Genomic DNA, 13469 nt, shown 5'->3' on the forward strand with positions numbered 1-13469 from the left:
ACGTCGCGTCCGCGCCCGGTGGGCACGGCCCCGAGTTCCCACGCATTGAAGCGTGTTGACCATGCCCCGACAACACCGTGGACCGGTCGCGGTCCGCTCTGGCCGGGTCACGGCCCCCGCACGCGCGATTTCCGGCCGACCTCACCCGCCCCCGGGAGTGCCCGCCCCAGGTGCGCCGTCCACAGGCCCGACGCGGTGTCGGTGCTCGCCAGTAGGGTGTGAAGCATGGCCGACCCCTCCAGCTACCGCCCCAGGCCGGGTGAGATCCCGGACTCCCCGGGGGTGTACAGGTTCCGTGACGAGCACCGCAGGGTGATCTACGTCGGAAAGGCGAAGAGCCTGCGCCAGCGCCTGGCGAACTACTTCCAGGACCTGGCGGGCCTGCACCCCCGCACCCGGACGATGGTGACCACCGCCGCGTCCGTGGAGTGGACCGTGGTGTCCACGGAGGTCGAGGCCCTGCAGCTGGAGTACTCCTGGATCAAGGAGTACGACCCCCGGTTCAACGTCAAGTACCGCGACGACAAGAGCTACCCGTACCTCGCGGTGACGATGAACGAGGAGTTCCCGCGCGTACAGGTGATGCGCGGTCACAAGAAGAAGGGCGTCAGGTACTTCGGCCCGTACGCGCACGCGTGGGCCATCCGGGACACCGTCGACCTGCTGCTGCGCGTCTTCCCGGTGCGCACCTGCTCGGCCGGTGTCTTCAAGAACGCCGCCCGCACGGGCCGGCCCTGCCTGCTCGGCTACATCGGCAAGTGCTCCGCCCCCTGTGTCGGCCGGATCACCCCGGAGGACCACCGGGAGCTGGCCGAGGAGTTCTGCGACTTCATGGCCGGCCGCACCGGTACGTACCTCCGCCGGCTGGAGAGCCGGATGACGGAGGCCGCGGAGGAGATGGAGTACGAGCGGGCCGCCCGCCTGCGCGACGACATCGGGGCCCTGAAGAAGGCCATGGAGAAGAACGCGGTCGTGCTCGCCGACGCGACCGACGCCGACCTCATCGCCGTCGCCGAGGACGAGCTGGAGGCGGCGGTGCAGATCTTCCACGTGCGCGGCGGCCGGGTGCGAGGCCAGCGCGGCTGGGTGACGGACAAGGTCGAGGACGTCACCACCGGCGCCCTCGTCGAGCACGCCCTGCAGCAGCTCTACGGCGAGGAGAGCGGGGACGCCGTACCCAAGGAGGTCCTGGTCCCGGCCCTGCCCGAGCCGGTCGAGCCGGTCCAGGAGTGGCTGGCCGGCCGCCGCGGGGCGAACGTCTCGCTGCGCGTGCCGCAGCGCGGCGACAAGAAGGCCCTCATGGAGACCGTGCAGCGCAACGCCCTGCAGGCCCTCGCGCTGCACAAGACCAAGCGCGCCTCCGACCTGACCACGCGCTCGCGCGCGCTGGAGGAGATCGCCGAGGCCCTGGACCTGGACAGCGCGCCGCTGCGGATCGAGTGCTACGACATCTCGCACCTCCAGGGCGACGACGTGGTCGCCTCCATGGTCGTCTTCGAGGACGGGCTGCAGCGCAAGAGCGAGTACCGCCGCTTCCAGATCCGGGGCTTCGCCGGGCAGGACGACGTCCGCTCCATGCACGAGGTGATCAGCCGCCGCTTCCGGCGCTACCTCGCCGAGAAGGAGCGCACGGGGGAGTGGGCCGACGGCGAGGACGCGACGACCGGCGGCGGGACCCCGCTCGACAATGGTGGGACCCCGCTCACCGGCGACGAGGCTGTACCCGCTGACGGCGGGACCGCGCTCACCGGCGAAGGGGCCGCGCCCACCGATGGCGGGACCGCGGCTACCGGCGGCGGGACCCCGCCCACCGGCGGCGGGACCCCGCCCACCGGCGGCACGGCGGTCCCGCTCACCGGCACGGACGTGATCGACGGCGCCCTCAAGGACGACGACGGCCGCCCCAGGAAGTTCGCCTACCCGCCCCAGCTCGTCGTCGTCGACGGCGGGCAGCCGCAGGTCGCCGCGGCCCGCCGGGCCCTGGACGAGCTGGGCATCGACGACATCGCCGTGTGCGGCCTCGCCAAGCGCCTGGAGGAGGTCTGGGTGCCCGGCGAGGACGACCCGGTGGTCCTGCCCCGCACCAGCGAGGGCCTGTACCTGCTCCAGCGCGTCCGCGACGAGGCCCACCGCTTCGCGATCACCTACCAGCGCACCAAGCGCGCCAAGCGTTTCCGTGCCGGCCCCCTGGACGACGTGCCCGGCCTCGGCGACACCCGCAAACAGGCGCTCATCAAGCATTTCGGCTCGGTGAAGAGGCTGCGGTCCGCCACAATCGAGCAGATCCAGGAAGTGCCCGGGATAGGCCGGAAGACGGCCGAGACCATCGCCGCGGCACTCGCCGGGGCGGTCCCGGCCGGACCCGCCGTGAACACGGCGACCGGAGAGATCATTGAGGACGAGGAACCCGAAACGACGGCGGGTTCCGCGGGGGAGCCCGTGAGCGCGGGCCTCCCGGACGAACGACGGGGGCAGGAGACATGACCGAGCACGACGCACAGCGAGAACAGGCGCACGGGGAAGCGGGCGGGAACCAGCCGCCGCAGCCGGTTCAGGACAACGGAGCACAGGTGAGTACGGACGTCACAGCGGCCGGCCCCGCCGAGGCGGCCATCCCCGAGCTGGTGATCATCTCCGGCATGTCCGGAGCGGGCCGGTCGACGGCGGCGAAGTGTCTGGAGGACCTCGGCTGGTTCGTCGTCGACAACCTGCCGCCCGCCCTCATCCCGACCATGGTCGAGCTGGGCGCCCGCTCCCAGGGCAACGTGGCCCGGATCGCGGTCGTCGTCGACGTGCGCGGCCGCCGCTTCTTCGACAACCTCCGCGAGTCACTGGCGGACCTGGAGGCCAAGCACGTCACCCGGCGGATCGTCTTCCTGGAGTCCTCCGACGACGCCCTGGTGCGCCGCTTCGAGTCGGTGCGCCGCCCGCACCCCCTGCAGGGCGACGGCCGGATCGTCGACGGCATCGCCGCCGAGCGCGAACTCCTGCGTGAGCTGCGCGGCGACGCCGACCTGGTGATCGACACCTCCAGCCTCAACGTGCACGAGCTGCGCGCCAAGATGGACGCCCAGTTCGCCGGTGAGGAGGAGCCCGAGCTGCGGGCCACCGTCATGTCCTTCGGCTTCAAGTACGGCCTCCCGGTCGACGCCGACCTGGTCGCGGACATGCGCTTCCTGCCCAACCCGCACTGGGTCCCGGAGCTGCGCCCGTACACCGGCCTCAACGAGGAGGTGGCCGCGTACGTCTTCAACCAGCCCGGCGCCAAGGAGTTCCTCGACCGGTACGCCGAGCTACTGCGCCTCATCGCGGCCGGGTACCGGCGCGAGGGCAAGCGGTACGTGACCATCGCCATCGGCTGTACCGGGGGCAAGCACCGCTCGGTGGCGATGTCGGAGAAGCTCGCCGCGCGCCTCGTGGCCGAGGGCGTGGAGACGGTGGTCGTACACCGGGACATGGGACGGGAATGACGGAACGTACACGGCGGCTGAGCCGGCTGCGCCGGATGGCGCCGGACAGCCGCTCGGGCCGCGCGACGGCCGACGGCGGGGCGGTCCGCCCGGCCGAGACGCGGGGCGGCCGGCCCCGCAGGCGCGGCGCACAGCCCAAGGTCGTCGCGCTCGGCGGCGGCATGGGCCTGTCCGCCTCGCTCGCCGCGCTGCGCCGGATCACCGGTGACCTCACCGCCGTCGTCACGGTGGCCGACGACGGCGGCTCCAGCGGGCGTCTGCGCGACGAACTGGGCGTGCTGCCGCCAGGCGACCTGCGCAAGGCGCTGGCCGCGCTGTGCGGGGACGACGACTGGGGCCAGACCTGGGCCAGGGTCATCCAGCACCGCTTCCAGTCCCAGGGCGACCTGCACGACCACGCGGTCGGCAATCTGCTGATCGTGGCCCTGTGGGAGCAGCTCGGGGACCACGTCCAGGCTCTGGACCTGGTCGGCAAGCTGCTCGGCGCGCACGGGCGGGTGCTGCCCATGTCCGCGGTGCCGCTGGAGCTGCAGGCCCTGGTCAAGGGGCACGACCCGGAGCGCCCCGAGGACGTGGACACCGTCCGCGGCCAGGCGACGGTGGCTCTCACCCCGGGCGAGGTGCAGTCGGTGCACCTCGTGCCGCACGACCCGCCCGCCGTCCCGGAGGCCGTCGCCGCGGTCCTGGACGCGGACTGGGTGGTGCTCGGCCCCGGCTCCTGGTTCTCCTCGGTCATCCCGCACCTGCTCGTCCCCGAGCTGCTGGACGCCCTCACCGCGACCAAGGCGCGCCGTGTACTGTCGCTGAACCTCGCCCCGCAGCCCGGAGAAACCGAGGGCTTCTCCCCGCAGCGTCATTTGGAGGTTTTGGGGCGACACGCCCCTAAACTCGCCCTGGACGTGGTGCTGGCCGACGAGGCCGCCGTGCCCGACCGCGACTCGCTCACCGAGGCCGCCAAGCGGCTCGGAGCCGCGGTCGAGCTGGCGCCGGTGGCCCGGACCGACGGAAGCCCCAGGCACGACCCGGAGCTGTTGGCCGCCGCGTACGACCGTATTTTTCGGATGCATGGAAGGATCGGCCCATGGCGATGACGGCAGCGGTGAAGGACGAGATCTCCCGGCTCCCCGTCACCCGGACCTGCTGCAGGAAGGCGGAGGTCTCCGCCATTCTGCGGTTCGCCGGCGGCCTTCACCTGGTGAGCGGGCGCATCGTGATCGAGGCGGAGCTGGACACCGCGATGGCCGCCCGCCGGCTCAAGCGGGACATCCTGGAGATCTTCGGCCACAGCTCGGAACTGATCGTGATGGCGCCCGGCGGCCTGCGCCGCGGCTCGCGCTACGTCGTGCGGGTGGTGGCGGGCGGCGACCAGCTCGCCCGCCAGACCGGCCTCGTCGACGGCCGGGGCCGTCCGATCCGCGGCCTGCCCCCGCAGGTGGTCTCGGGGGCCACCTGCGACGCGGAGGCCGCCTGGCGCGGGGCGTTCCTGGCGCACGGCTCGCTGACCGAGCCGGGCCGCTCCTCCTCCCTGGAGGTGACCTGCCCCGGACCGGAGGCGGCGCTCGCCCTGGTCGGCGCCGCCCGCCGGCTGTCGATCGCGGCCAAGGCCCGCGAGGTGCGCGGGGTGGACCGGGTGGTCGTCCGTGACGGTGACGCGATCGGCGCCCTGCTGACCCGGCTCGGCGCGCACGAGTCGGTGCTGGCCTGGGAGGAGCGCCGGATGCGGCGCGAGGTGCGGGCCACCGCCAACCGGCTCGCCAACTTCGACGACGCCAACCTGCGCCGCTCGGCCCGCGCCGCGGTGGCCGCCGGCGCCCGGGTCCAGCGGGCCCTGGAGATCCTCGGCGAGGAGGTGCCCGAGCACCTCGCGGCCGCCGGGCGCCTGCGCATGGAGCACAAGCAGGCCTCCCTGGAGGAGCTGGGCGCGCTCGCCGACCCGCCGCTCACCAAGGACGCGGTCGCGGGCCGGATCCGCCGGCTGCTGGCGATGGCCGACAAGCGCGCCTCCGACATGGGCATTCCGGGCACGGAGTCCAACCTCTCCGAGGAGCTGGCGGACAACCTGGCGGGCTGACCCACGTCACGCCAACTCGCCGGTGCCGGTGCCCACTTGGGCTGCCGGCACCGGCGTTTGCGTGTCCATGAGACGCCCTTGACTCGATCATGGAGTGACATGAACCTGGCAGCCTGGTCGTCGCTGTGGCGGTCAGGCCCTAGGGGGGTTCATGAGACACAGAGCGAGATCGATCCTCGCTGTCGGCGCGCTTCTCGCCGGAGCCGCGAGCCTCACACCCGTCGCCCGGGCGCAGGGCGCGGGTCCCGCCCCGTCCCACCCCGACGAGGTGAAGGTCTTCCGCGCCCAGGTCACCCGCCAGCAGGTGCCCCTGCTCCTCGCGGCCGGCCAGGACGGCCGCGAGCTGTCCGAGCAGGTGACCACCGGCGGCCGGACCGCCGTCGAGGTCTATCTGACCGAGCGGCAGGCGAGGAGGCTCGAGCAGCAGGGTGTCCGGCTCACCGAGCACACCCTGCCGGTCCGGACCGAGGCCCGCCTGAAGGGCGCCGCCCAGGGCGTGTTCCGCCCGTACAGCGGCGCCGGCGGCCTGCGGGAGGAGATCCTGCGGACGGCGCGGGCCAACCCCGGCCTCACCAAGGTCGAGTCCATCGGGAGGACCGTCGGCGGCCAGGACATCCTCGCGCTCAGGCTGACCACGGACGCCAGGAAGTCGAAGGACGGCTCCAAGCCCTCCGTGCTGTACATGTCCAACCAGCACGCGCGCGAGTGGATCACACCGGAGACGACCCGCCGCCTGATGCACTACTACCTCGACAACTACCGCACCGACCGGCGGATCAGGAAGATCGTCGACTCGACCGAGCTGTGGTTCGTCCTCTCGGCCAACCCCGACGGCTACGACTACACCTTCAAGAGCCCCGGCAACCGCCTGTGGCGCAAGAACCTCCGAGACGTCAACGGCGACGGTGTCATCAGCACCGGTGACGGCGTCGACCTCAACCGCAACTTCGCCTACAAGTGGGGCTACGACGACGAGGGTTCGTCCCCCAGCCCCACCAGCCAGACCTACCGCGGCGCGAGCCCCGGCTCCGAGCCCGAGACCAAGGCCCTCGACGCCCTCGAGAAGCGGGTCGGATTCAAGTACGCCGTCAACTACCACTCCGCGGCCGAACTCCTGCTGTACGGCGTCGGCTGGCAGGTGGCCACGCCCACCCCCGACGACGTCCTCTACCGGGCGCTCGCCGGCACCCCCGCCCGGCCGGCCGTTCCGGGCTACCACTCACAGCTCTCCTCGGAGCTGTACACCACCAACGGCGAGGCGGACGGCCATGCCTCGAACGTCAACGGCGTCTCGATGTTCACCCCGGAGATGTCGACCTGTCAGACCGCCTCGGACGTCGATCCGGACGACGCCTGGAAGGCCCAGGACTGCCAGTCGGTGTTCAACTTCCCCGACGACGAGAAGCTGATCCAGCAGGAGTTCGTGAAGAACGTCCCCTTCGCGCTCTCCGTCGCCGAGACCGCCGCCCACCCGGACCGGCCGGTCTCCTCGGTCGGGCTCGACGCCGCGGACATCACCCCGGCCGCGTTCACCACGTCGTACTCCCGGGGCACCGGCCAGGAGGTCTCGGCCGTCGTCCGCAAGGCGGTCCGCGGCAAGAAGCTCAAGTACCGCGTCAACGGCGGCCGTACGCACGAGCGGCCGCTGCGGCCCTGGAAGGGCGGCCGGACCTACGGCGGGGAGGACAACCTCTACTTCGACGAGTACCGGGCCACGGTGCCCGGGGGCAGGCCGGGTGACCGGGTCGAGGTGTGGTTCACCGGCGAGGCAGGCAAGGGCGGGAAGGTGACCGGCCCGCACTTCACGTACACCGTCGCCGAGCGGCCCCGCGCGGACACCCTCGTCGTCGCCGAGGAGGGCGCGAGCGCCGCCGAGGCGGGGAAGTACGCGGACGCGCTCCGGGCCGCCGGGCACCGGGCGGTCGTGTGGGACGTGGCCGGGCGGGGCGCCCCGGACGCCCTCGGCGTGCTGAAGCACTTCCGCACCGTCGTGCACTACTCGGGCACGGGCGGCCCGGGCAACGCCACCCAGCTCCAGCTGCGCGCCTACCTCAACGAGGGCGGGAAGCTGATCGAGGCCGGCGAGCTGGCCGGCGGCAGCGTCGACCTGGGCGACGGCACCCTCTCGAACGACTTCAGCCAGTACTACCTGGGCGCCTACAGCCGTACCTCGACCAAGGGGGCCACCGGCTTCACCGGCTCGGGCGGCCTCGACGGCTACAGCGGCGCCCTCGGCGACGCGCCCGGCAACCCGCTGGACCGGGCCGGCACCTACGGCGTCACCTCCGACGAGCTGTCCCCGTCCACGTACCCGCACTTCAGGAGCGAGGGCGCGGGCCGGTTCGCCGGCACCGTCAACCCCTACGGCCCGTACAGCGGCTCCGCCATGGCCGCCGCGGTGCACACCGACGACGCCTACAAGCGCCTCACCCGCACCATCGACCTCACCGGTGTCACCGCGGCGGAGCGGCCCACGCTCTCCACCCGCCTGCTGTGGGACACCGAGCCCGGCTACGACCACGCGGTGATCGAGGCGCACACCGTGGGCGCCGGCGACTGGACGACTCTGCCGGAGACGGGCGGGGCCACCACCGACTCCGTACCGGCCGAGTGCGGAGCCGGCTTCCTGATCGGTGAGCACCCGTGGCTCGGGCACTACCTGACGCTCGGGGACACCACCTGCGCCGCGACCGGCACCACCGGCTCGTGGCACAGTTTCACCGGCAGCTCCGGAGGCTGGCGGCAGGCCGGCTTCGGCCTCAGCGCCTACGCCGGGCGGACGGTGGAGGTCTCCATCGCCTACGTCACCGACCCGGGCAGCGGCGGACACGGCGTCCTCGCCGACGACGCCTCCCTCGTCGTCGGGGGCACGGCGAAGGACACCGAGGGATTCGAGTCGTCCCTCGGTGCCTGGAAGGTGGACGGACCGCCCGCGGGCAGCCCGGCGGTGCTGAAGGACTGGACGCGAACCGGAACCCTGTTCCAGACCTACGGAGCGGTCACCACCGACGACACGGTGCTGCTCGGATTCGGCCTGGAACAGGTGCCGTCCGCCGCCGACCGGGCAGCCGTCATGGGGAAGGCGCTGGCCGCACTCGACAGGTGAGCGGAACCCCCTCTCAACGGTGCGGCGAGGCTTGGTCATCAGGTGAGCCGACCCGCTCACGAACGAGTGACAAGAGCTCCATCGGGCACTCGCATTCCGTAACAAATAGGAGTGAAACGAATGCCGATCCGGGAGGGTCCGTACCCTACTGACGGGTACGGACCGCCTGCCCGTGTATGCGGCATCTCGATGTCACCTCGGGCCCCCCGGAGGGGTAGGGTCGGGGGTGGTCGGGGACATCCCAAATACAGCTCGCCGGCACCGCATGGCCGGCGTACCAACGAGGAGATCGGTTCGTGACGATCCGCGTAGGCATCAACGGCTTCGGCCGCATCGGGCGTAACTACTTCCGCGCACTGCTGCAGCAGGGTGCGGACATCGAGGTCGTGGCCGTCAATGACCTGGGTGACACCGCGACCACCGCGCACCTGCTGAAGTACGACACGATCCTGGGCCGCCTCAAGCAGGAGGTCTCCCACACCGCCGACACCATCACCGTCGACGGCCACACCATCAAGGTGCTGTCGGAGCGCAACCCGGCCGACATCCCGTGGGGCGAGCTGGGTGTCGACATCGTCATCGAGTCGACCGGCATCTTCACCAAGAAGGAAGACGCCGCGAAGCACATCGCCGGCGGCGCCAAGAAGGTCCTCATCTCGGCTCCGGCCAAGGGTGAGGACATCACCATCGTGATGGGCGTCAACCAGGACAAGTACGACCCGGCGAACCACCACGTCATCTCCAACGCCTCCTGCACCACCAACTGCGTGGCGCCGATGGCGAAGGTGCTCGACGAGAACTTCGGCATCGTCAAGGGCCTGATGACGACGGTCCACGCGTACACGAACGACCAGCGCATCCTCGACTTCCCGCACAAGGACCTGCGCCGCGCCCGTGCCGCCGCCGAGAACATCATCCCGACCACCACGGGTGCCGCCAAGGCCACCGCGCTGGTCCTGCCGCAGCTCAAGGGCAAGCTGGACGGCATCGCGATGCGCGTGCCGGTGCCCACCGGCTCCGCCACCGACCTCGTCGTGACGCTCCAGCGCGAGGTCACCAAGGACGAGGTCAACGCCGCGTTCAAGAAGGCCTCCGAGGACGGAGACCTCAAGGGCTTCCTGGCCTACACCGAGGACGAGATCGTCTCCTCGGACATCGTCGGCGACCCGGCCTCCTGCACCTTCGACTCCTCCCTGACCATGGTTCAGGAGGGCAACTCGGTGAAGATCCTCGGCTGGTACGACAACGAGTGGGGCTACTCCAACCGCCTCGTCGACCTCACGGTCTTCGTCGGCGACCAGCTCTGATCGTCCGAGATCACAGCAGCAGGACCTTGAAGTGAGAGCAGGGCTCGGGCAGCGCACCGTCGCGCTGCCCGGGCCCTGTCTCGCGTACGGACCACGCCCTCATACGATCAGGGGCATCAAGAGCCCTCCTCAGGAGTCCACCCCATGAAGACGATCGACGAACTTCTCGCCGACGGCGTGAGCGGAAAGCGGGTCTTCGTCCGCGCCGACCTCAACGTGCCGCTCGCCGACGGGACCATCACCGACGACGGCCGCATCCGCGCCGTCCTGCCCACCGTGAAGGCCCTCGCGGACGCGGGCGCCAGGGTGGTCGTCGCCTCGCACCTGGGCCGCCCCAAGGGCGCCCCGGACCCCGCCTTCTCCCTCGCCCCGGCGGCCTCCCGCCTGGGTGAACTCCTCGGCTCCGCCGTGGCCTTCGCGGCCGACACCGTGGGCCGGTCCGCCCAGGACACGGTCGCCGGTCTCGGCGACGGCCAGGTCGCCGTCCTGGAGAACCTCCGCTTCAACGCGGGCGAGACGGCCAAGGACGACGCCGAGCGCGGCGCGTTCGCCGACCGGCTCGCCGCCCTCGCCGACGTGTACGTCGGCGACGGCTTCGGCGCCGTGCACCGCAAGCACGCCTCCGTGTACGACCTCCCGGCCCGCCTGCCGCACTACGCCGGCTACCTCATCGCCACCGAGGTCGGCGTCCTGAAGAAGCTCACCGAGGACGTCAAGCGCCCCTACGTCGTCGCGCTCGGCGGCGCCAAGGTCTCCGACAAGCTCGCCGTCATCGACGAACTGCTCGGCAAGGCCGACCGCCTCCTCATCGGCGGCGGCATGGCCTACACCTTCCTCAAGGCCAAGGGCTACGAGGTCGGCATCTCCCTCCTGCAGGAGGACCAGGTCCCGGCCGTCACCGAGTACATGGAGCGCGCTCAGAAGCAGGGCGTCGAGCTGCTGCTGCCCGTCGACGTCGTGGTCTCGCCGGAGTTCCCGGACCTCAAGGCCAAGGCTCCGACCGAGCACAGCGTGGTCGACGCGGACAAGATCCCCGCCGACCAGGAGGGCCTGGACATCGGCCCGAAGACCCGGGAGCTCTACGCCTCGAAGCTCGCCGACGCCGCGACCGTCTTCTGGAACGGTCCGATGGGCGTCTTCGAGCACCCCGACTACGCCGAGGGCACCAAGGCGGTCGCCCAGGCACTCGTGGAAACCGACGGCTTCACCGTCGTCGGTGGCGGTGACTCCGCCGCGGCCGTGCGTACGCTCGGCTTCGACGAGAACGCATTCGGCCACATCTCGACCGGTGGCGGCGCCTCCCTCGAATACCTCGAGGGCAAGACGCTCCCCGGCCTCGCCGCACTGGAGGACTGACCTTAATGAGCACGCGCATGCCGCTGATGGCGGGCAACTGGAAGATGAACCTCAACCACCTCGAGGCCATCGCGCACGTCCAGAAGCTCGCCTTCGCCCTGGCCGACAAGGACTACGAGGCCGTCGAGGTCGCCGTCCTGCCGCCCTTCACCGACCTGCGCTCCGTGCAGACCCTGGTCGACGGTGACAAGCTAAGGATCAAGTACGGCGCCCAGGACCTGTCGGCGCACGACTCCGGCGCCTACACCGGCGAGATCTCCGGCTCGATGCTGGCCAAGCTGAAGTGCACGTACGTGGTGGTCGGCCACTCCGAGCGCCGGCAGTACCACAACGAGACCGACGAACTCGTCAACGCCAAGGTCAAGGCCGCCCACAGGCACGGCCTCACCCCGATCCTGTGCGTCGGCGAGGAGCTGGACGTCCGCGAGGCGGGCAACCACGTCGCGCACACCCTCGCCCAGGTCGAGGGCGGGCTGAAGGACATCCCGGCCGCGCAGGCCGAGACGACCGTGATCGCCTACGAGCCCGTGTGGGCCATCGGCACCGGCAAGGTCTGCGGCGCCTCGGACGCCCAGGAGGTCTGCGCCGCCATCCGCGCCAAGCTCGCCGAGCTGTACTCCCAGGAGCTGGCCGACAAGGTCCGCATCCAGTACGGCGGCTCCGTGAAGTCGGGCAACGTCGCCGAGATCATGGCGCAGGCCGACATCGACGGCGCCCTGGTCGGCGGTGCCTCGCTGGACGCCGACGAGTTCGTGAAGATCGTTCGGTTCCGCGATCAGTGATCGAGGCCGTGAGTAGGCGGTAACGACGATTCGTCGTACCCTTGCGGGGGCATGGCCAGGTGCCGTGCCCCCGTCGTCCATCCGATTCCGAGGAAGTTGGTCCAGCCGTGGTTCTGGGGTTCTCGATCGCCCTGATCGTCTTCAGCCTGCTGATGATGCTGCTGGTGCTGATGCACAAGGGAAAGGGCGGCGGCCTCTCCGACATGTTCGGTGGCGGCATGCAGTCCTCCGTCGGCGGCTCCTCGGTCGCCGAGCGCAACCTGGACCGGATCACCATCGTGATCGGGCTCCTGTGGTTCGCCTGCATCGTCGTCCTCGGCCTGCTGATGAAGTCGAACGGCTGATCCGCACCGCCCAGGTACATCCATTCCGTACGTAAGGCCCCATGTTCGGTACGCGCTCCTGTGCGCGGCCTATCATGGGGCTTGCGTCTAGGTGCGGGGCCGGTAACTCCAATCACTGGACGCGCGTTGGGCCTTACGTAGACTGAGGCGCTCGCAGCGAAGCGAAACGCCGACTCGCTTTGCGGCACCATCACGCAGGGAGTTACGACCGTGGCAAGTGGCAACGCGATCCGAGGTAGCCGGGTCGGGGCGGGGCCGATGGGCGAGGCCGAGCGCGGCGAGTCCGCGCCGCGTCTGCGCATCTCCTTCTGGTGCTCCAACGGGCATGAGACCCAGCCCAGCTTCGCCAGCGACGCGCAGGTGCCCGATACCTGGGACTGCCCGCGCTGCGGCTTCCCGGCCGGCCAGGACCGGGACAACCCGCCGGACCCGCCGCGCACCGAGCCGTACAAGACGCACCTCGCGTACGTACGGGAGCGGCGCAGCGACGCGGACGGCGAGGCGATCCTCGCCGAAGCCCTCGCCAAACTGCGCGGCGAGATCTGAGACCTGCAACCGGCCGGGTGCCCATGGGCGCCTGGCCGCATTTGTAGCGGGGTCCCGCGCACGGCCGCGTTCCGCATTTCCGCCGCCATCGTGCTGACACCTGCCCGCAAGCCGGACGTACCTGTTGTTGCCCGCGTGGACGACGCCATGAGCGCTCGTCCCCGGTGCTGATCAACTAGGTTGGGACCGGCAGCGGGGCAAGGTACACAGCAGGACAGGTCGCAGGAGAGAAGGCTGACGTCGAGATGAACGCAGACGGCCGTACCAGGCTCAACCAGACGCCCGAGTGGAGCGCTCTCGCCAAGCACCGGGAGGAGCTGGCCGACACCCGTCTGCGGGACCTGTTCGCCGCCGACCCGCGGCGCGGCACCGGGTACACGCTGCAGGTCGGGGACCTGCACATCGACTACAGCAAGCACCTGGTCACCGACGAGACCCTGGCCCTGCTGCGGGAACTCGCCGCCGCGACGGACGTCTTCGGCCTGCG

Annotated in this window: 10 protein-coding genes and 1 pseudogene; all 11 read left to right on the forward strand. The window is 71.0% G+C overall.

All coding sequences use genetic code 11. The features are described from left to right. The first annotated feature begins 225 nt into the window (after positions 1-225). The gene (gene uvrC / locus AB0924_RS37395) at positions 226-2484 is read left to right on the forward strand and encodes an excinuclease ABC subunit UvrC (RefSeq protein ID WP_366913866.1); all 2259 of its coding nucleotides are present in this window, start codon (positions 226-228) and stop codon (positions 2482-2484) included. Next, entirely contained in the window at positions 2481-3470 is a 990-nt protein-coding gene (gene rapZ, locus AB0924_RS37400; protein WP_358939666.1) for an RNase adapter RapZ, read from the forward strand. Before uvrC ends, rapZ begins: the two co-directional genes overlap by 4 nt. Further along, entirely contained in the window at positions 3467-4561 is a 1095-nt protein-coding gene (yvcK, locus tag AB0924_RS37405) for a uridine diphosphate-N-acetylglucosamine-binding protein YvcK (protein WP_358939664.1), read from the forward strand. The genes rapZ and yvcK overlap by 4 nt, the downstream gene beginning before the upstream one ends. Beyond that, complete coding sequence (gene whiA / locus AB0924_RS37410; protein WP_358939662.1) at positions 4552-5541, forward strand: DNA-binding protein WhiA; 990 nt, start codon at positions 4552-4554, stop codon at positions 5539-5541. The genes yvcK and whiA overlap by 10 nt, the downstream gene beginning before the upstream one ends. A 151-nt stretch (positions 5542-5692) precedes the next feature. Next, entirely contained in the window at positions 5693-8647 is a 2955-nt protein-coding gene (locus AB0924_RS37415) for a M14 family zinc carboxypeptidase (protein WP_366913867.1), read from the forward strand. Between the two features lie 296 nt (positions 8648-8943). Beyond that, positions 8944-9954 (forward strand): type I glyceraldehyde-3-phosphate dehydrogenase, encoded by a 1011-nt coding sequence (gap, locus tag AB0924_RS37420; RefSeq protein WP_358939658.1) that lies wholly within the window; start codon positions 8944-8946, stop codon positions 9952-9954. 144 nt (positions 9955-10098) lie between these two features. Then, positions 10099-11310: a phosphoglycerate kinase gene (locus tag AB0924_RS37425; RefSeq protein ID WP_358939656.1), complete on the forward strand. Its 1212-nt coding sequence runs from the start codon at positions 10099-10101 to the stop codon at positions 11308-11310. A 5-nt stretch (positions 11311-11315) separates the two neighbouring features. Next, positions 11316-12092 (forward strand): triose-phosphate isomerase, encoded by a 777-nt coding sequence (gene tpiA, locus AB0924_RS37430; protein ID WP_366913868.1) that lies wholly within the window; start codon positions 11316-11318, stop codon positions 12090-12092. A 113-nt stretch (positions 12093-12205) separates the two neighbouring features. Beyond that, entirely contained in the window at positions 12206-12436 is a 231-nt protein-coding gene (gene secG, locus AB0924_RS37435) for a preprotein translocase subunit SecG (protein WP_358939699.1), read from the forward strand. 210 nt (positions 12437-12646) lie between these two features. Then, positions 12647-12982, forward strand: a complete 336-nt coding sequence (locus tag AB0924_RS37440; protein ID WP_003957010.1) for an RNA polymerase-binding protein RbpA — start codon at positions 12647-12649, stop codon at positions 12980-12982. Positions 12983-13227: 245 nt separating this feature from the next. Next, positions 13228-13469, forward strand: a pseudogene (locus tag AB0924_RS37445) (glucose-6-phosphate isomerase); the annotation flags it as partial.

The sequence above is a fragment of the Streptomyces sp. NPDC047869 genome (assembly GCF_040704065.1).
In the GTDB taxonomy this organism is placed as follows: Bacteria; Actinomycetota; Actinomycetes; order Streptomycetales; family Streptomycetaceae; genus Streptomyces.